Raw genomic sequence first — 19060 nt, forward strand, 5'->3', positions numbered from 1 at the left:
CTTGGAGGAATGATTCATGGATTCATTTTCACAGAAATTAAATACATATGCACAGCTGGCGGTAGAAGTCGGCGTTAATGTCCAAAAAGGCCAGTATGTAGTCGTAAATGCTTCAACAGACGTTCGGGATTTTGTCCGTTTAATTGTAAAACACGCATATGAAAAGGGCGCAAAAAACGTCACCGTGAATTGGCAGGATGACGAAGTCGCCAAATTAAAATACGAACTTGCGCCGTTTGAAGCATTTGAAGAATATCCTGAATGGGAAGCAAAAGGCAGAGAAGAGCTTGCCAAAAATGGAGCTGCTTTCATTTATGTTGTGTCGTCAAACCCAGACTTGCTAAAAGGTATAGATTCCAAACGGATTGCGGCATTCCAAAAAGCAGCAGGCAAAGCATTACATACATACAGACAATATATTCAATCAGACAAAGTCAGCTGGACTGTCGTAGGTGCGGCATCAGCAGGCTGGGCTCACAAGGTGTTTCCTGGCAAATCAGAGGAGGAAGCGATCCACCTTCTGTGGGAAGAAATTTTTAAAGCGACGCGCGTAAATGAAGACAACCCGGTTCAGGCGTGGATCAATCATGACCAAAATCTTCATGAAAAAGTTGACCATTTGAACGAGAGACATTACGCTGCCTTACATTATCAAGCTGAAGGAACTGATTTAACAATTAAGCTGCCTAGGAAGCATGTTTGGGCAGGTGCGGGAAGCGTGAATGAAAGCGGCCATGAGTTTATGGCCAATATGCCGACAGAAGAAGTGTTCACGCTGCCGCAAAAAGACGGGGTTGACGGTGTGGTATCAAGCACAAAACCATTAAGCTACGGCGGAAATATTATTGAAAATTTCACCCTGACGTTTGAAAATGGCCGTATAGTCGACATTAAAGCTGAAAAAGGTGAGGATATTTTAAAAGAACTGGTGGAAACAGATGAAGGTTCTCACTATTTAGGTGAAGTGGCACTTGTTCCTTACGATTCGCCTATATCACAATCAAACATTCTTTTCTATAACACGCTGTTTGATGAAAACGCGTCAAATCATTTGGCGATCGGAAGCGCCTATGCCTTTAATATTGAAGGCGGAAAGCAGATGTCTCGTGAAGAGCTTGTCAAAGAAGGCCTAAATGAGAGCATTACACACGTGGACTTTATGATCGGTTCTAAGGATATGAATATTGACGGAATTACGGCAGACGGGAAAAGAGAGCCTATCTTCAGAAACGGAAATTGGGCTTTTTAAGTAAATAAAAGGAGGCTTTTCCGCCTCCTTTTTTTATTTTTCTGCTTCATACATTTGCAGATTCGCATAAACGGTTTCTAATACTGGTGCAGCGAGAGATAAACGTTTAACTTTTTCAAGCAAAAATCCATGCAGGTGGTCGCCTTCTGTCGTTTGGCCGTTTTCCATATCCCGAAGCATGGATGACTTCATATGGTAAGACATGCTGGTCATCGTACGAAAGCTCTCTTCCTCAAGATCCGGATCAGCCGGAACACCTTCTTTTCGTAAAACAGCGCAAATTTCCCCAATAAGAGTTTGGGCCGTGTGACGTCCGGCTTCTGTGGCGAGGATTGGGCCAAGCGGTCGTTGAAATAACGTTGTGATCCCCGCTTGCGCTGCAATAAAGAGATACTTTTTCCAAATGTCCTTCTCGATATGCCCGCTAATGATGACTTCAGCCTTCACACCTGAAAATGCCTCTTCAAGCGCTCTTATCCGCTCCGTACGCTCGCCGTTCCATTCTCCAAATACAAAACGATGCGATGTGCTCGTATGATGAATTTCTCCTTTGTTGTCTAAAGCACTTTCTATAAAACACAGGCCGCCCAGCACCTGTTCTTTTGAAAATGCCGCAAATAGCTGCTCATAGTGGCGGTACCCATTTAAAAAAGGGATAATGACAGATTCCTGATGGATAAATGGTTTGACATCGTCTATCACTTGGCCAAGCGAGTATGCTTTAGAAGCAATGATAACGACATCAAATTGCCCTGTTTCTCCGGCACTGATTAGTTCGGGCTGAAATGATACATTCCCTTTTTCACTATGGATGACAAGCCCGGTTTTTTTCAGCTGCTCAGCTCGTTTTTGGCGCACGAGAAATGTCAAATCATTTCCTTTCTCCGAAAGCCGTCCGCCAATATACCCACCTACTCCACCTGCTCCGACAACTAAAAATTTCATGTTGTGATCTCCTTTCATATTTAGGTATCAAAAAAAGCAGAGAAATCTCTGCTTTTTTTATTCCGCGTATAGTTCAGTCAATTTTTTCTGCACATCAGCATTTTCAAGGAACTCGTCATAGCTCATTTGCTTATCGACGATGCCGTTAGGTGTAATTTCTATAATTCTGTTGGCAATGGTCTGCACAAACTGATGGTCATGGGAAGTAAACAGCATAGCGCCTTTAAAGCTGATTAAGCCGTTATTGAGCGCTGTAATGGACTCTAGGTCTAAATGGTTAGTTGGCTCATCCAAAATTAAAATATTGGCGCCAGAAAGCATCGCTTTCGACAGCATACAGCGGACCTTTTCTCCCCCGGAGAGTACGTTTGCTTTTTTGTGGACTTCCTCTCCAGAGAACAGCATGCGTCCTAAGAAGCCGCGTAAAAAGCTCTCACTTTGGTCGTGCGGAGAATATTGGCGAAGCCAGTCTACAAGGTTCAGATCACTGCCTTCGAAATATTCGCTGTTGTCTTTTGGAAAATACGCCTGAGATGTGGTAACACCCCATTTAAACGTTCCGCTGTCAGCTTCCATTTCCCCGGAAATGATTTTAAACAGCGTAGTAACAGCAAGTTCGTTTCGGCCAGTGAAAGCAATTTTATCTTCTCGATTCATAATAAAGCTGACATTGTCAAGCACCTTTACGCCATCAATTGTTTTTGTTAAGCCTTCCACGCGAAGAACATCATTTCCGATTTCCCGTTCCGGCGTGAAGTTAACATAAGGATAGCGGCGGGAAGACGGTTTAATATCATCCAGCGTGATTTTTTCGAGAAGTTTCTTTCTTGATGTAGCCTGCTTAGATTTAGACGCATTGGCGCTGAATCTAGCGACAAACTCTTGAAGCTGTTTAATCTGCTCTTCTTTTTTCTTGTTCGCTTCTTGAGAAAGCTTTAACGCCAGTTGGCTTGACTCGTACCAGAAATCATAGTTTCCGACATAGATTTGAATTTTGTTAAAATCAAGGTCGGCAATGTGCGTGCATACTTTATTTAAGAAGTGGCGGTCATGGGATACGACAATAACTGTGTTTTCAAAGTTAATCAGAAACTCTTCAAGCCACTGGATTGCCTGAAGGTCCAAGTGGTTCGTCGGCTCATCGAGGAGCAGAACATCCGGCTTGCCGAATAATGCCTGTGCCAAGAGAACTTTTACCTTCTCCGAACCGCCGAGGTCTGCCATCTTTTTTGTGTGCAGATCTTCTGAGATACCAAGGCCTTTTAACAGGATCGCAGCTTCACTTTCCGCTTCCCAACCGTTCAGTTCCGCAAATTCACCTTCTAGCTCAGCAGCACGAATCCCATCCTCATCTGAGAAATCAGGCTTCATGTAAATAGCGTCTTTCTCCTGCATGACTTCATACAGGCGTTTGTGGCCCATAATGACTACTTTCAGCACTTCATACTCTTCGTACTCAAAATGGTTCTGCTTCAAGACGGCAAGACGCTCGCCAGGACTCATATGCACGTCGCCTGTCTGAGGCTCGATTTCGCCTGACAGCACCTTTAGAAACGTTGATTTACCGGCACCGTTTGCACCAATTAACCCATAGCAGTTGCCTGGGGTAAATTTAATATTAACATCTTCAAATAACTTGCGATCCGCAAACCGCAAGCTTACATTATTTACAGCAATCATTTATTATCCTCCATCATGTCTATCATCAATAAAAGTATACCATGAATGCAGGGCAAGAGAAATGATTCCCTGATAAAACAGAGAGAAAACACTTATACACCCAAACCAGCCAGCTGTGTTACAATTAAAGAGAGAGAATGCATCCGCTCGGAAAATTACACACTCTCATGGAGGAACACGTTGAGGCTTTTAACACTTACTGAATATTGCTTACTGATCTTTTTTACGGGCTTTTACCTTGCCGTAACAGGCTTTACCGCCAAAGATATCGGCTTATATATAGGCATAGCCCTTATTTACATATTTTCACACATTTTTTCTAAACGGCTTTTAGAAAAGCGCGGAAAAGAGAACAAACAGGTTCACCTTTTCTTCAGTGTGCTAGCTATTATCGGTTCAGTGTTCATCACGGTTTTATGCATTGCATTGGTCGCTTCTTTTTCAAAATAAAAACGCCTGCTGTCCTAGGCCAGCAAGGCGTTTTTATTTTGTTTGACGCATTTCGTTAAACGGGAAAAAGACAAACTTCGATGTGCCGACAATTCGATCTTCCGCGATCAGTCCCAGCCCGTTTCGGCTGTCCATAGAATTCAGCCGGTTATCTCCCATGACAAAGTATTTGCCTTTCGGAACCTTAACCGGTCCAAAGTCTCCTGTCAGACTGACACCAAGTTTTTCTGCTTCCTTCTTGTTTTTAGACAAGTAAGGCTCGGCTACTTTTTTACCGTTTATATAAAGCGTGTCATCCTTCATTTGAACGGTTTCTCCAGGCTTTCCGATCAATCTTTTTACATAATGGATTTTAGAAGTTTCACCGTTGATAATAACGATATCTCCGCGCTTCAGCTCGCCGATATAGTTGACTGTTTTATTCACAAACAGCCTTTCTCCGTCATGTAATGTGGGATACATAGATGAACCTTCAACTAAATACGGTTCAAACAAAAAGTGACGGATCAGGAGAGCCAGCAGAACAGCGATGACAATCGCTTTACCCCATTCCAGGTACGTATTGGTTTTTTTCTTCGCCGTTTTCTCAGTATTCGTATTTTTTTCCTCGGTCAAAGTGTTTCCTCCTAGACAATTGCTATGTCAGTTGTTTCTCTTCTTTTACTTTATCATAAAAAAGAATAAAATACATAACTTAACCGCGCTCCCTGCCGGCCGGATAAGAAAAAGCGTCCTTTCGAACCAAGGACGCTTTTTTTCTTATTTTTCTGTAACAGGTTTTTTGACGATACCGAGGATAATTGCCATCACGACAGCACCGATCACGATACTTAAAAGGTAAAGCATCGGATGGTTTGTAATGAAAGCTACGAATACTCCTCCATGAGGCGCCGGAAGCGTTACTCGGAAGAATTCAGTTAATCCGCCGGCAACAGCTGCACCGACTACAGCAGCTGGTATGACGCGAAGCGGATCAGCCGCAGCAAATGGGATCGCTCCCTCTGTTACGAAAGCAGCTCCCATGAAATAGCATGTAATACCAGCTTCACGGTCACGCTGAGTGAATTTGTTTCTGAAAATGGTTGTTGCAAGTGCGATACCAAGCGGAGGAACCATACCGCCGGCCATGATTGCTGCATGAGGCGCATAGTTGCCTGCATCGATCATGGCGATACCGAACGTAAAGGCTGCTTTATTAAGCGGGCCACCCATATCGATCGCCATCATGCCGCCCAAGATAATACCCATTAACACAAGGTTTCCAGTACCAAGGCTTTCAAGCCAGTTTGTTAAGAAATTCATAAATGCCGCTACAGGTGTATTGACGACAAATTGCATTAATACGCCAGTGATAAAAATACCGAACAGCGGGTAAATCAAAACAGGTTTTAATCCATCAAGTGACTGAGGGATAAACGTAAATACTTTTTTCAGTAAAATCACAACATAACCGGCAAGGAATCCGGCAATTAAGCCGCCTAAGAATCCAGCATTCGCTTGAGTAGCCATAAAACCGCCGACCATACCAGGCGCAAAACCAGGACGATCTGCAATACTCATCGCAATGAAACCGGCCAGAACTGCAACAATCAGTTTTAATGCATTGTCGCCGCCGATAAAGTTTAATGCTGCTGCAAACGTGTTGTAGCTAGGATCATTCGGATCAGCAGAGTGAATTCCCCAGAAGAATGAAATCGCAACGAGAATACCGCCGCCGACTACGAACGGAAGCATGTTGCTGACACCGCTCATCAGGTGCTTATAAAACGCGTTTCCGATACCGCTTCCAGACTTGCCTCTCGCTTCTTCATCGTCGTTTGAAGCTGCTGAACCGCCGCCGCTGCCTTGATAAATCGGCGCATCTTGATTCATCGCTTTTTCGATAAGCTCTTGCGGACGTCTGATACCCGCCGTTACAGGAACTTGAAGTACGCGCTTGCCTTTAAAACGTTCCATTTCAACCTGCTTGTCCGCTGCGACAATGATTGCAGGGGCATCTTCGATTTCTTGGGCAGTGAGCTTGTGCTTAATGCCGCTTGACCCATTTGTTTCGACCTTAATTTCCACTCCAAGCTCTTTCGCTTTTTCTTTAAGGGCATCCGCAGCCATGAATGTATGGGCAATACCTGTCGGACATGCAGTAACCGCTAAAATTTTTCCTTTTCCGGCAGGTGCTGGTGCCGCTTCTTCTTCTTCCTCTTCGTCATCATCTTTATCGTGCTGATTAATAATGTCGATGATGGCATCTTCAGACTCAGCTTCAAGGAGCTGCTTACGGATTTCTTCACGCATTAACAGCGTTGAAAGTCTTGACAATGCTTCAAGGTGAGTGTTGTTTGCGCCTTCAGTCGCCGCGATCATGAACACTAAGTGAGCCGGCTGGCCGTCTAATGATTCATAATCGACGCCGTCTTTTGAACGTCCGAACGCGATCGCCGGGTTGATAACGCTTGCCGTTTTCGCATGGGGGATAGCGATTCCTTCACCGATACCCGTGGAGCTTTGGCTTTCGCGATTTAAAATGGCTTCTTTATAGGCTTGTCGGTCATTTAACTTTCCAGCCTTATCAAGAACAGTGACCATTTCGTCAATAACATTTTCTTTTTCTTTGCTCTCAATATTAAGCTTTATCGTATGCTTCGTTAAAAGCTCAGTTATTTTCACTTGTGTTTCCTCCTCTATAGACGTGTGACCTTAACTTCAGGAAGAAGCTGCTGGACAAATTCTTCTGTTCCAAGTTCTTCAGAGAACGCGGTAGCACTGCCTGAAGTAACTCCTAAGCGGAATGCTTCTTCAAGCGGCAGCTGTTTGGAAATTCCGGCAAGGAAACCTGCAACAACGGAATCCCCTGCTCCGACTGAGTTTACCAATTTCCCCTTTGGCACGTTAGCAAAATAAACAGCTTCGTTCGTAAACAGAAGCGCTCCGTCTCCGGCCATTGATACAATTACATGTTCAGCGCCTTGTTCTACAAGCTTTTTCCCATAAGGAACGGCTTCCTCAACAGATGTAATAGTCGTGCCGAACATTTCTCCAAGCTCATGATGATTTGGCTTCATCAAAAATGGTTTCATTTCTGTTGCTTTCAAAAGAGCCTCGCCTGAGATATCCAGAACAACTCGTGCGTTCTGCTGTTTGCAGGCCTCTGCGATTTTTTCATAAGTATCGTGAGGGAGTGAAGCTGGAATGCTTCCTGCAAGAACGACGATATCTCCCTCTTGCAAAGATTGGAACTGTTCTAAAAAGGCTTTGAAATCTTCATCCGAAATTGTCGGTCCCTGCCCGTTAATTTCAGTTTCATCACCAGTTTTCAGCTTTACATTGATACGGGTATCCCCTTTTACTTCAGAAAAAGCTGTTTCCAGGTTTTCTTCCCGTAAAAATGTTTTGATATATTCTCCGGTAAATCCGCCGACGAATCCGAGCGCTTTAGACGCCACATGGTGTCTTTTCAGCAGTCTCGATACGTTGATGCCTTTGCCCCCTGGATACTTGGTATCATACGAAGAACGGTTCAGGCCTCCTACAGTAAAATCTTCAACGTGAACAATATAATCGACAGATGGATTAAGTGTTACAGTGTAAATCATGGTTTCACTACCTTTACGACAGTTTTTTCTTGGTAATTATCGAATGTAAGCTCTTCAGCGTCAGTCGTAATGATTGTTGCGTCGCCTATTCCGGCGAATGCCGAAAATGAAATTTCTCCGAACTTCGAAGGGTCTGCTAAGACGTAAGCGTGTTTTGCCTGTTTGATCGCTTTCTGTTTTAAAAGGGCTTCATCAGGGTCCGGCGTTGTGAATCCAGCCTCTGTATGGACACCGTTTGTCCCCAGAAAACTCTTGTCAAATCTGTACTGGTCCATGGCAATCAGTGAAGCGCCTCCAATAATCGCGCCCGTTCTGTGCTTTACGTATCCTCCAAGCAGATAAAAAGAAATTTCTTTCCTTATTAATGCATCGATATGCATTACCCCGTTTGTGACAACGACAATATCTTTGGTTTTATCCATAAAATCAATCATGTGCAATGTCGTCGTGCCTGCATCAAGGTAAATGCAATCCCCTTCTTCTAAAAGAGAAGCTGCTTTTTCAGCAATCTTCAGTTTATCGTGAAGGTTTTTGGATGATTTTTCAAGCATATCGGGTTCAAGTCTGATATCGGAAAGCTTGGCCGCTCCACCATGAACGCGCTTTAAAAAACCGCGTTCTTCAAGTGTCGATAAATCTCTTCTGATTGTTGATTCAGAAGCATTAGTCAGATTTATAAGCTCTTGAATCTTTACCACATCATGCTTTTCTATTTGATCAATAATCAATTGATGCCGTTCAGGAGTTAGCATGCTTCACCTCCTAATGAAAACGTATTCATTTTGAATACAATTTCATTGTAAACGCTATTTTCGGTTTAGGCAACTAAAATCATTCAAATTCATTCAATAACTATCAAAATCTTTCACGTTTCTCCATATTAACGTATGTCTATAGGGTTTGTAAACTGTAAATTCGACAAAAATAAGGACAATTGTACGACATTTTCTTCTTATTTTAATGAAAAAAGTCTTTTATATTCATAGTAGAAATCACTAAACATAAAAAAACCTCATGCATGTTGCATGAGGCTACTCATAACGCAGCGCTTCAATGGGATCAAGCTTTGCAGCTTTATTTGCAGGAAGCATGCCGAAAATAACACCAATGAGCATACTGAACAGCACGCCCCCGCATACAACCTGCCAGGATATGAGTGACGGCCAGCCCGCAATGGCTGAAACAAGCGCGGCCCCTCCGTATCCAATACCAATCCCGACCAGACCGCCAATCAGCGTCAATACGACTGACTCAATTAAAAACTGAGTCAGAATCTGTCCCCTCGTCGCACCGAGGGATTTTCTGATTCCAATTTCCCGTGTCCGTTCTGTGACTGATACGAGCATGATATTCATGACACCGATTCCGCCGACCAAAAGGGAAATACCTGCAATTGAGCCGATAATCGTCGTCATAATTGCCGTTACCTTGCCAATTCCGGCCGCAATCTCCTCCATGTTCATCACTTGATACGAATCCTCTGTGCCATGATTGTCGTTTACCAGCTGTGCTGCTTCTTTTCCTGCCGATTTTATGTCGTCTGCTGATTCGACCTGCAATGATACGTTACTGAAATCACTTGTGCCAAAAGAGGATTTCATCATATTAAATGGCACATACATTTCACTTAAACCGAAAGAAAGCAAGCCTGTTTCTTTTTTCAGCACGCCGATAATTTCAACGGGCTGTCCGTTTATCCAGACAACTTCACCTAAAGGGGAGGTTTTATCGAACAGTTCTTCAGCCATCTTTTGAGAGATGATTCCGGCTCTATTCCCCGCAAGAAAGTCATTGTCGGTAAATGTTCTGCCGCTTTCGATTTCTAAAGAATTGACATTCATGTATCCATCATTTATTCCGTTAACCGTAGCATCGGTTTCTTCTTCGTGATAACGCGCTTTCATACTTTCAGAAGTCGAAGCAACGACTTGTTTAATGCCTTCTATTCCTTTTAAACCTTTAATATCGTTTTCTGTAAACGTAGATTCAGCTGCGGCGTTCGGGTTGCTTGCAAGCTCCTCGTCGCTAGGCATATAGTACAGCTCCACAGTATTTCCCGGGCCGCTGATCGACTGCTTCAGCATTTGCTCGCCGCCCTGTCCTACCGCAACGACAACAATGACAGAGCCTACACCAATGATAATGCCGAGCATCGTTAAGATCGAACGCATTTTATGGGCAAGGACAGAGCTTAGAGCCATTCTGATGTTTTCTAACAGGCTCATTCTCCCACACTCCTTTGTCCGGAGCTGGCAGGAACAATGTTTCCGTCACGCACCATGACGATCCGATTCGTGCAATCTGCTACTTCAGGCTCGTGAGTAACCAGAACGATTGTCGTTCCCTCGGCATTTAATGCTGTAAACTGATCCATAATCGCCTCGCTTGTTTTCGTATCCAGCGCGCCGGTCGGTTCATCAGCTAAAATCAATTTCGGCTCATTCACGATCGCCCTCGCAATCGCCACCCGCTGCTTCTGCCCGCCCGACAGCTCGTTGGGCATGTGGAGCATTCGATCGGCTAACCCGACCTTTTCCAATGCTCTCTCAGCCCGCTCTTGACGTTCTTTTTTGCCTATCCCGGAGTAAATCATCGGCAGCTCGACATTTTTTTTTGCGTTCAGCCGCGGAAGAAGCTGAAATTGCTGAAATACAAAACCGATGGACCGGTTACGGACTGCCGCCAGTTCTTTATCTTTATATGAAGAAATGTCTTCGCCGTCCAATTGATATGTACCGGAAGTCGGCCGATCAAGACAGCCGATAATATTCATGATCGTCGATTTTCCTGATCCTGACGGTCCCATAATCGAGACATATTCACCTTGATGAATGTCCAAATCAATAGAATGGAGAACATCAAACGTTTCCTTTCCGATCTGGTAGCTTTTTCGCACATTAGAAAGCTGAATCATTTAAGATTTCACTTCCATTCCGTCAGTCACCTGATCAGATGGATTCAAAATGACTTGATCATCTTGGGTAAGCCCCTCTTTAATTTCTGTCAGGTCATCTGTCACTTCGCCGATTTTGACATCAACTCGCTTTGCTTTTCCGTCTTTTACTGTATACACATAATATTGGTCATCTTCTTTTTTGACTGCCTTTGAAGGAAGCGTATTTGCTTTCCGTTTATCTGTTTCAATATTCATGATAAATTTAAAGCCTGGCTTTCCTTCTGGAAGATTTCCTTTTATTTTCACTTGAAGCGGGTATTGGACCGCCTGTTCTGTTCCTTGTGCCGCAGCGCTCTCCTGCTGATCCGGAACAAGCCCGACTGCGGAAACCGTACCTTTCCATGTTTTACCCTGTATTACATCTGAAGTGAGTGTGACCTTCTGGCCTTTTTTGACTTTCAATGTATCGTATTCAGACAATTTCCCTGAGACGACAAGGTCTTTTGGGTTGCCGATATGTATGACAGGCTCTTGAATATCTGACTTTTTGGATGCCGCTTCTTGGTTGACAGAAATAACGGTGCCTTCAATTTCGCTTTTCACTTCTAAATCTGACACCCGGTTGGCAAGTGACTGCCGCTGAAGCTCGGTTTGTTTTAATTCGATCTCCGCTGTTTTTTTCTGCATTTGAAGCTCTGTCCGTTCAGATTCGATTTGTTTTTCTGCTTCTTTCTTTCCTACCTGTTTTTCCAGTTCTCTTTCTTTGCTGTCTAAGGCTTTTAACTTTTCTTGAATTTGGTCAATTTGAAGCCGGTTGGATTCAGACGTTAACTGGTTCTGTTCTTTTTCCAGGCTCAGCTGCTCATTTGTATAGGTGACTAAAGGCGTGCCCTTTTTAACTTTATCGCCTGCCTTAACTTTAATGTCTTCTAATGTCCCTTTATCCACTTCATAAAAGACATACTGTTCATTTGAAAATTTTAGCGTGCCAGGAACCATAACCGTTGATGAGATTTCATTTTCTTCAACGCTCCCCGTCTGTATCTCCTTGCCGGCGCTGCCGCTTGTTGGAGCGGCAGACCGGTATATATTGATTCCAACAAAAAGAGCGACTATAACTGCGATTCCAATTCCGATCCAGACTTTTTTCATGAGCTTATGCACCCGCCACAGAATTGATTAAACCTGAAAAAAGCGAAAATACAACTAAAATTCCGAATAGAATGATTGCTGAAATCCATCCGGCTTTTTTGGAGATGCCTCCCGTTTTGTGAAGTCCGATTGCTAATAATACAAAGCTCCAGATGCTGAAAATTTCAAAGGTATTTAACACACTGGCGAGAGCCCCGTCAGATGGGATAATCCCTGCCAGTGACGTCGTGCTGTAAAGAGGATTCACGTCAGTCGTAAAAGCAACGATTCCATTAACCAATAATCCGAGACTGCTAATTAAAGAGACAAACAGACCGAGAGAAAGCATTTTTTTATATGTCGTAACTCCGCCTGATATTTTTACACAGAGCCAATAAATAAGAGGGGCAATAAATAATGCTGCGATACCGCCGATAATAGCGCCTACCATTCCGCCAACTTTGGTTATTGTTGCGAAAGTTTCCATTTGTTCAGCAGATAGCCCTTGCGTATCCTGGCTTTTCAAAAGCTCACTATAATCCGTACCAAGTGATTGCAGCACGGCACCGACGATGATAATTGCTGCAACAATCAAAAGCGGTCCCCATACAGCCGGCCTTTCTCTTATTCTTTCAAATTGAACGGACGGACTTGTGATCACTCCTAAAAGTGAAGGCTTTTCAGTCGCCGTTCCGCTGTTTTTTTCTACATTCGTTTCCATTTCAAAACCTCCTTGAGAATATCTAACAAATAGTACGGGAAAGATATCAAAAAGTTTCATGTTTTTCTAATAAAATTCCAAAAGCCTTCAATATTGAAGGCTTTTCATATTATTCTATCGCTGTGCTGTATTGCGCTTTCACAAGCCCGGCATAAATGCCTCCTTTAGTGAGCAGCTGATCATGGTTCCCTTCTTCTATTTTCCTGCCGTGATCAAGAACAATGATGCGGTCGGCGTCGCGGATCGTAGACAATCTGTGAGCGATCATCACTGCTGTACGCCCTTTCAGAAGTGTTTTTAACGCTTGCTGAATTTTTACTTCTGTCTCTGTATCAATGCTTGCCGTTGCTTCGTCAAGGATGATAATAGCCGGATCGGCGAGCAATGCTCTTGCAAATGAAATGAGCTGACGCTGACCGGCAGACAGTACGCTGCCCCTTTCCTCTACCTCTGTTGCGTATCCTTCCGCTAAATCGGAAATAAACTCATCCGCTCCGACCGCTTGGGACGCTTTCATCACCTCCTCATCCGAAGCATTTGGCCTTCCAAAACGAATATTTTCCATGATGGTCCCAGAGAAAATAAATGTATCTTGTAGGACAATGCTGATTTGAGAGCGCAGACTGGCAAGGGAAAGATCCTTAATCGGTATACCGTCTATTTTAATGGTGCCTCCGGTCGCATCATAAAAACGGCTGATTAAATTGGCAATCGTCGTCTTCCCGCTCCCTGTATGCCCGACAAGCGCAAGCGTTGAGCCCGCCGGAATAGAGAAAGAAACGGCGTGAAGGGCTTTTCGTTTTTCATCATACGAAAACTCAACCTCTTCAAAACTGATCTCCCCATTTATCTTTTCCTTATGAATGGCATTCGGCTTCTCCTTGACATTTGGCTGTTCGTCCAGAAACTCAAAAATCCGTTCTGATGATGCCATCCCCATTAACAGCTGATTATAGACCTGACCCAGTCTCGAAATAGGTTCCCAAAACATTCCCAGATAGAAAGCAAAAGAAACGAAGACGCCAATCGTAATGGTTTCATTCATGATGAGTGTGGCTCCATACCAAATCAAGACAGCCGTCCCAATCGCATTCGTCATTTCTACAAGCGGACGGAACATGGCATTTTTTCTAGTTGCTTCCCGCCATGATTCGTAGTTCTCCTGATTGACACCGTCAAAATACGCCATGTTTTCTTCTTCCTGCGTAAATGCCTGTGTGACCCGGATGCCCTGAATGCTTTCGTTTAGATGAGAGTTGAGCTTCGATTGCTTTAGCCGTACCGTTTGCCAGGATCGGCGTATTTTTTTTCTGAGACTTGTTGAAATAAAAAACATAATCGGCAATGTCACCATGATGGCTATAGTCAGCTCAGGGCTCAGCGTAAACAAAATGATAATCACGCCGGCCAGAAGCAGCAAGTCGGTCAACAAATTGATGACTCCGCTTGTAAAGAGCTCCTGAAGAGAGTTAATATCATTCATGATCCTGACTAAGATCGATCCCGCCGACCGCTGATCAAAAAATCGATGGGATAAGCGCTGCACATGGGTAAATAAATGCTGTCGCAAATCGTAAATGACATGCTGGCCAAGCTGATTCATCCACCTGATTCTTAACACATTGGCGGCGTAATTGAGGACATATAAACCGCTAATAATAAAAATGAGCTGAATCAGCAGCTCCGAGTTTCTTCCTGTAATCGCTTGATCAAGAACATAAACGCCGATCAGAATGGGGATCACAAGCTTCACAGCAGTGCCAATCAATACGGTGAGAAAAGAAAGCGGCAAAATTGTTTTTCGATATGGTTTGACATAGCTCAGCAGCCGCCACATTTGAGCCCAGTTAAACGGCTTTTCAATGATTTCATCTGAAGAGTAATAGAAACGCTCTAAAATCCCCTGTTTTTTCGTTTGTTTCATTTGGCCCCTCCCTATCCAACCTCATGCGGCTCATTAATCATTTTGACATCACGGTATTGCAAATCGTAAATCTTTTTATAGTAGCCGCCTTTTTCAAGAAGCTCGTGATGTGTTCCCCTTTCACGAATGCGTCCTTTATTAAAAACGAGAATTTCATCGGCGTGTTTCAGTGAAGAAATGCGGTGAGCAACGATAAAGGTTGTGCGGTTTTTCATGACTTCTTTTAAGGCAAGCTGTATGCTGTGCTCCGTTTGCATATCTACTGCGCTTGTGGCATCATCCAATATTAAAATGCTCGGGTTCAAGCAGATGGCTCTCGCAATGGCAATACGCTGTTTCTGCCCGCCGGAAAGCCCCATTCCCCTCTCTCCCAGCATGGTGTCATACCCATCAGGAAGCTCCATAATAAAGCTATGAGCCTGCGCCCTTTTTGCCGCTTCGATGACGTCTTCCATTGAGGCACCCGGCCACCCATACGAAATATTTGATCTAATCGTAGATGAAAACAGGAAGGATTCTTGAAGTACGACCCCGATATTGGAGCGAAGGGTTTTTAACGAATAATCTGTGATTGGTTTGTGATCAATGGTAATCATTCCGCCAACAGGACTGTAAAATCTGGTGAGAAGCTGTGTCACTGAGCTTTTGCCTGAACCTGTCGGGCCCAACAGTCCGATTACCTTCCCGCTGTTTGCCTCAAAGCTTACATTGCATAGCGCGTTTGTTTGTTCTTTCCCGTATGCAAGAGAAACATTTTTGAAATGGACATCTCCGGTTAATTTTTGTTTATGCAAAGCATGAGGAGGATCTGTAATGTCTTCTTCTTTTTCCAGAATGTCGAGCAGGCGTTCCCCTGACGCTTTTGCTTGAGAGAACATATTGATGACAAAACCTAAGTTCATAATGGGCCACATCATATAATTGACAAGGCTGAAGAAAGCAACAAGCTCGCCGGGATTGAGCTGATTTTGCATAACCAAGTAACCGCCGTATGAGAGAAGAGCTACAATACAAATGTTACCAATGAACTCCATTAAAGGGAAATACGCAGACCAGATGGATGATGTTTGTAAATACTGCGCCCTGTATTCTGCATTGGCTTTATTGAAAGTGCTGATCTGAAAATCTTCCCTGGAAAGAGATTTAACCGTATTAATGCCGCTGATATTTTCCTGAACTTTTGTATTGAGTTTCGCAAACGATTTGCGGATGCCTCTGAAGGCGGGATGGACTCTTTTGTCAAACCGGTATACCGCAACCGCGAGAAATGGCAGAACAGCTATTGTCACAAGCGTGAGAGGAACAGAATAGTAAAACATAACCGACAGGCTGATGGCTACCAGCAGGCCGAAGCGAATGAGCTCAGCGAGACCGTATGATAAGAAAAAACGAAGCCCTTCAACATCAGCAGTCAGCCTGGACATCAAATCTCCTGTTTTCGCGTTATCATAGTAAGAAAAAGAAAGCCGCTGCAGTTTTTCATACAGACCATTTCTCAGCCGATAAACGGATTTGATCCCGAACATATCACCTAAATACTGATGAAAAAAGGTAGCCATTCCTTTCAAAACCATTACCGCAATAAATCCTAAGCTGACCCACGCCGCAAGCTGATACTGCCGTCCCAGCACGATCTCATCAATCGTAATTTGCAGGATAATCGGATAAACGACAGTAATTGCAGTCATCAAAAGCATGGCTAGAAGCGACCACATAAACACTTTTCTGTACGGCCAATAATACATTTTTAATCTTTTAAATGTCTCCATATCCAGCACCTTTCCAACATTTATCATCTTCACTATATCGATACCCGAAATAAATTTCTATTATTTTTCAAAATTTCAGTCTAATTATGGAGTGAGTCTCTTACTTTATAGGGAGTAACATATGTAGAATAAACGCTTACAGAAAATCATTGTATGCTGGGGATACTTGGGGATATGCCAATGAAATACAGAAAAACCGGACGGCTGAAATGCCGTCCGGTTTTCATCCCCCGCTGACCGGCTGTATGATGGCTACCGTGTCACCCGAAGATACAGAGGTATTTTCTTTTACATAGCTTTCGTTAACGGCAATCATAGCCGTATCAATAGATTCAAGACCGTATTGTTCTTTTAGACTCGTCTTTATTTCATCTGTGGTTGCTTGTTCCACATCTATTTCTATTGCTTGTGTACCGGCCTGTTCAGCCAGTCCTGCAAATAAAAGAATTTTAATCATGCTGCTCTCCCTCGCTTAGGTCTGGTTTTCCGTTCGGATAAGCTGTTGTTTCTAGCTGGTCGCCGATCCATTGCTCACCGTCTTCCCAAATTTCTTTTTTCCAAATCGGCACAATCTGTTTAATGCGTTCAATCGCATACTCATTGGCTTCATATGCGGCTTTTCGATGGGGAGAAGATACAGCAATCACTACCGCTGCTTCACCGATATCGAGCACACCTATACGGTGCGTGATCGCAGCTGAGGCACCTTCCCATTTTTCTTCGATTTCAGCGCCGATTTGAGCAAGCATTTGCACGGCCATCGGTTCATATGCCTCATATTCAAGCCGAACCGTTCTTTTTCCGTTTGTCCATTCCCGAACCGTACCAATAAATGTTGTAATGGCTCCTGCTTCCCGTTTCTCCACTTTTTTGATGATGTTTTCAGTATTAATGGGTGTTTTCGTAATCTCAAACCGTTCCATTATGCAGATTCCCCCTTCAGCTGTGAAAGCACAAAATCCACGGCAACCGGATCATCCGCATGAAAAACGGGTAATCCCTGATGCTCTGTCATATGCTCTTTTTTTCTATAGATGATGGCGATTATATTTACTGCTTGCAGCGCTTCCAGATCTTCCTTTTCACTTAGGATAACCACTTTAGGATAAGGGGCTTTTTTAAAGCCTTCAATCAGAAGACAGTCTGTTTCGAGAAATTGGTATAACTCAATCAGCCGTGCCAAATCCCAATTGCGGCGGGCAGTCAGCTGTAACACACCAGCACCTTCTACCGCTGTTACATCAGCACCTGCCGCCTTGTAACGGTCCGTGTCTTTTCCTTCCGTGAGCGTTTGCGGTTCACCGCCGTGACCATGATGCTTCAGGCAGCCCAAATGGACTCCCTGTTCAGAGGCTTTTTCAAGAATGCGCTCAATAAACGTTGTTTTCCCGCTGTTTTGAAATCCTACAACTTGGACGATCGGGAAAGGACGGACCAAGGCCATTCACTTCCATTCTCTTCTCTGATGAGCAGTACTTGAACCGTTCTGCCAGATTCGTAGCCTCGCGTGCCGCCCGGCAGGATAATAAATGCATTGGCATCTGCAAGTGATGTGACAGAGCTCGACTTATCTAAGCCAACGGGTGTCGCCAACAGCTTCCCTTCCTGATGGTGCACGAGCGCACGAACAAATCGGGTAAATGGGTTCGGCTTCGGAAAATCCTTGGTCAAAACAGCTTCCGCACAAATTGAATGCGGTGTTTCATTGAGCAGCCATGTCTGGATTATCGGTTTGACAAACAGTTCAAAACCGACATAGCATGCCGACGGATTACCTGAAAGGCCAAACAGCAGCATATCGTTTGCATGCGCCACCGTTGTCACGCTGCCCGGGCGCATGGCAACTTTATTAAACAGCACGTCCGCTCCGAGTTTTTCATAGATCGCAGGCAAAAAGTCAAAGTCACCGACTGACACACCGCCAGTTGTGATCAGGAAGTCCACCTTTTTCATCGCTTCTTTAACTGCAGCAAAGCTTTTATCCAGTTCATCAGAGATTTTCCCTAAATAAAGCGGTGTTGCGCCTGCTTCTATCGCTTGCGCATATACCATACTCGCATTGCTGTTGCGGATTTTTCCCGGTTCCAGCGGATCACTGACATTCAGCAATTCGGTACCGGTTGCGATAATCCCGACTACAGGCTTTCTCACGACAGGCACAGATGCGTATCCGAATGTTGCCAAAAGAGCCGTCACTCCTGGTGTCACCCGGGTGCCCTTTGTCAGTAAAACACTCCCTTTTTGAGCGTCCTCACCTGTTTTTGAAATATTATCCCCCGTCTGAAAGCGGCGTTTTAAAGACATAAATGACTTCCCATTCTCCTCAAAGGTTTGAGTCAGTTCAATCATGACGACTGCATCTGCCCCTTCAGGGATTTGCGCGCCAGTCATAATCCGCACGGCCTGAAACGGGCCAAGTTTTTTTTCAGATACTGCTCCCGCTCCAATATGGTCAATAACTTCAAACCGAACTGGGTTTTCACGTGAAGCTTCTGCCGTATCGCACGCTCTGACAGCAAAACCATCGTATGGCGAACGATCAAATGCAGGTACGTGGTGATCCGCAGTTATATCTTCGGCTAAAAACCGATGAAGGCTGTCTTCAAGCGCCACCCATTCTGTTTCACCTTGTTTTTGAAAATGGCAGACACGCCGAACTGCCTCGTCTACCGGTATCGGTGTTCTTTTCTCCAGCATTCTGACCC

The 19060-nt window shown here is 44.2% G+C and carries 18 protein-coding genes; 2 read left to right on the forward strand and 16 right to left on the reverse strand.

What is annotated here, in order from left to right; all coding sequences use genetic code 11:
• Positions 1-16: 16 nt before the first annotated feature.
• A complete protein-coding gene (locus tag SB658_RS07520; protein WP_144500790.1) occupies positions 17-1249 on the forward strand; it encodes an aminopeptidase in 1233 nt (410 codons plus the stop codon).
• Positions 1250-1282: 33 nt separating this feature from the next.
• Here the strand turns inward: SB658_RS07520 and SB658_RS07525 are convergent, their stop codons facing one another.
• A complete protein-coding gene (locus tag SB658_RS07525; RefSeq protein WP_144500791.1) occupies positions 1283-2194 on the reverse strand; it encodes a ketopantoate reductase family protein in 912 nt (303 codons plus the stop codon).
• A gap of 57 nt (positions 2195-2251) precedes the next feature.
• Entirely contained in the window at positions 2252-3874 is a 1623-nt protein-coding gene (locus SB658_RS07530; RefSeq protein WP_003232344.1) for an ABC-F family ATP-binding cassette domain-containing protein, read from the reverse strand.
• Positions 3875-4054: 180 nt separating this feature from the next.
• Here SB658_RS07530 and SB658_RS07535 point away from each other — a divergent pair, with 180 nt between their 5' ends.
• A complete protein-coding gene (locus tag SB658_RS07535) occupies positions 4055-4324 on the forward strand; it encodes a hypothetical protein (RefSeq protein ID WP_003232345.1) in 270 nt (89 codons plus the stop codon).
• A 33-nt stretch (positions 4325-4357) separates the two neighbouring features.
• Here SB658_RS07535 and sipT read toward each other — a convergent pair whose 3' ends face one another.
• From sipT to SB658_RS07605, 14 genes are all read right to left on the reverse strand, one after another.
• A complete protein-coding gene (gene sipT, locus SB658_RS07540; RefSeq protein WP_003232348.1) occupies positions 4358-4939 on the reverse strand; it encodes a signal peptidase I sipT in 582 nt (193 codons plus the stop codon).
• Positions 4940-5083: 144 nt separating this feature from the next.
• Positions 5084-6988, reverse strand: a complete 1905-nt coding sequence (locus tag SB658_RS07545) for a PTS fructose transporter subunit IIABC (RefSeq protein ID WP_043857425.1) — start codon at positions 6986-6988, stop codon at positions 5084-5086.
• A 14-nt stretch (positions 6989-7002) separates the two neighbouring features.
• The gene (gene pfkB, locus SB658_RS07550) at positions 7003-7914 is read right to left on the reverse strand and encodes a 1-phosphofructokinase (RefSeq protein ID WP_021479372.1); all 912 of its coding nucleotides are present in this window, start codon (positions 7912-7914) and stop codon (positions 7003-7005) included.
• Entirely contained in the window at positions 7911-8666 is a 756-nt protein-coding gene (locus tag SB658_RS07555; RefSeq protein WP_014476685.1) for a DeoR/GlpR family DNA-binding transcription regulator, read from the reverse strand. The genes pfkB and SB658_RS07555 overlap by 4 nt, the downstream gene beginning before the upstream one ends.
• A gap of 279 nt (positions 8667-8945) precedes the next feature.
• Complete coding sequence (gene skiZ, locus SB658_RS07560) at positions 8946-10139, reverse strand: sporulation-delaying-protein transporter subunit SkiZ (RefSeq protein ID WP_015252177.1); 1194 nt, start codon at positions 10137-10139, stop codon at positions 8946-8948.
• Complete coding sequence (yknY, locus tag SB658_RS07565; protein WP_003232356.1) at positions 10136-10828, reverse strand: ABC transporter ATP-binding protein YknY; 693 nt, start codon at positions 10826-10828, stop codon at positions 10136-10138. Before yknY ends, skiZ begins: the two co-directional genes overlap by 4 nt.
• The gene (locus tag SB658_RS07570) at positions 10829-11962 is read right to left on the reverse strand and encodes an efflux RND transporter periplasmic adaptor subunit (protein WP_032725618.1); all 1134 of its coding nucleotides are present in this window, start codon (positions 11960-11962) and stop codon (positions 10829-10831) included.
• A 4-nt stretch (positions 11963-11966) separates the two neighbouring features.
• Positions 11967-12662 carry a YknW family membrane protein gene (gene yknW / locus SB658_RS07575; RefSeq protein WP_021479374.1) on the reverse strand — a complete coding sequence of 232 codons (696 nt, stop codon included), beginning with the start codon at positions 12660-12662 and terminating at the stop codon, positions 11967-11969.
• A 109-nt stretch (positions 12663-12771) separates the two neighbouring features.
• Positions 12772-14586, reverse strand: a complete 1815-nt coding sequence (locus SB658_RS07580; protein WP_144500792.1) for an ABC transporter ATP-binding protein — start codon at positions 14584-14586, stop codon at positions 12772-12774.
• Between the two features lie 11 nt (positions 14587-14597).
• Positions 14598-16355, reverse strand: a complete 1758-nt coding sequence (locus tag SB658_RS07585) for an ABC transporter ATP-binding protein (RefSeq protein ID WP_072175383.1) — start codon at positions 16353-16355, stop codon at positions 14598-14600.
• 223 nt (positions 16356-16578) lie between these two features.
• Positions 16579-16812, reverse strand: a complete 234-nt coding sequence (gene moaD, locus SB658_RS07590; RefSeq protein ID WP_144500793.1) for a molybdopterin converting factor subunit 1 — start codon at positions 16810-16812, stop codon at positions 16579-16581.
• Positions 16805-17278: a molybdenum cofactor biosynthesis protein MoaE gene (locus tag SB658_RS07595; protein ID WP_003232367.1), complete on the reverse strand. Its 474-nt coding sequence runs from the start codon at positions 17276-17278 to the stop codon at positions 16805-16807. The genes moaD and SB658_RS07595 overlap by 8 nt, the downstream gene beginning before the upstream one ends.
• Positions 17278-17799 (reverse strand): molybdopterin-guanine dinucleotide biosynthesis protein B, encoded by a 522-nt coding sequence (gene mobB, locus SB658_RS07600; protein ID WP_003232370.1) that lies wholly within the window; start codon positions 17797-17799, stop codon positions 17278-17280. The genes SB658_RS07595 and mobB overlap by 1 nt, the downstream gene beginning before the upstream one ends.
• Positions 17760-19052, reverse strand: a complete 1293-nt coding sequence (locus SB658_RS07605) for a molybdopterin molybdotransferase MoeA (RefSeq protein WP_021479378.1) — start codon at positions 19050-19052, stop codon at positions 17760-17762. The genes mobB and SB658_RS07605 overlap by 40 nt, the downstream gene beginning before the upstream one ends.
• Positions 19053-19060: the final 8 nt, after the last annotated feature.

It is taken from the genome of Bacillus sp. SIMBA_008 (assembly GCF_046535495.1).
GTDB classification, from domain to species: domain Bacteria; phylum Bacillota; class Bacilli; order Bacillales; family Bacillaceae; genus Bacillus; species Bacillus subtilis.

What these genes read in the sequence shown, in the direction of transcription:
- SB658_RS07520 (WP_144500790.1), top strand. Translation starts at nt 17, where the DNA reads ATGGATTCATTTTCACAGAAATTAAATACATATGCACAGCTGGCGGTA.
- SB658_RS07525 (WP_144500791.1), bottom strand. Translation starts at nt 2,194, where the DNA reads ATGAAATTTTTAGTTGTCGGAGCAGGTGGAGTAGGTGGGTATATTGGC.
- SB658_RS07530 (WP_003232344.1), bottom strand. Translation starts at nt 3,874, where the DNA reads ATGATTGCTGTAAATAATGTAAGCTTGCGGTTTGCGGATCGCAAGTTA.
- pfkB (WP_021479372.1), bottom strand. Translation starts at nt 7,914, where the DNA reads ATGATTTACACTGTAACACTTAATCCATCTGTCGATTATATTGTTCAC.
- SB658_RS07555 (WP_014476685.1), bottom strand. Translation starts at nt 8,666, where the DNA reads ATGCTAACTCCTGAACGGCATCAATTGATTATTGATCAAATAGAAAAG.
- skiZ (WP_015252177.1), bottom strand. Translation starts at nt 10,139, where the DNA reads ATGAGCCTGTTAGAAAACATCAGAATGGCTCTAAGCTCTGTCCTTGCC.
- yknY (WP_003232356.1), bottom strand. Translation starts at nt 10,828, where the DNA reads ATGATTCAGCTTTCTAATGTGCGAAAAAGCTACCAGATCGGAAAGGAA.
- SB658_RS07570 (WP_032725618.1), bottom strand. Translation starts at nt 11,962, where the DNA reads ATGAAAAAAGTCTGGATCGGAATTGGAATCGCAGTTATAGTCGCTCTT.
- yknW (WP_021479374.1), bottom strand. Translation starts at nt 12,662, where the DNA reads ATGGAAACGAATGTAGAAAAAAACAGCGGAACGGCGACTGAAAAGCCT.
- SB658_RS07580 (WP_144500792.1), bottom strand. Translation starts at nt 14,586, where the DNA reads ATGAAACAAACGAAAAAACAGGGGATTTTAGAGCGTTTCTATTACTCT.
- SB658_RS07585 (WP_072175383.1), bottom strand. Translation starts at nt 16,355, where the DNA reads ATGGAGACATTTAAAAGATTAAAAATGTATTATTGGCCGTACAGAAAA.
- moaD (WP_144500793.1), bottom strand. Translation starts at nt 16,812, where the DNA reads ATGATTAAAATTCTTTTATTTGCAGGACTGGCTGAACAGGCCGGTACA.
- SB658_RS07595 (WP_003232367.1), bottom strand. Translation starts at nt 17,278, where the DNA reads ATGGAACGGTTTGAGATTACGAAAACACCCATTAATACTGAAAACATC.
- mobB (WP_003232370.1), bottom strand. Translation starts at nt 17,799, where the DNA reads ATGGCCTTGGTCCGTCCTTTCCCGATCGTCCAAGTTGTAGGATTTCAA.
- SB658_RS07605 (WP_021479378.1), bottom strand. Translation starts at nt 19,052, where the DNA reads ATGCTGGAGAAAAGAACACCGATACCGGTAGACGAGGCAGTTCGGCGT.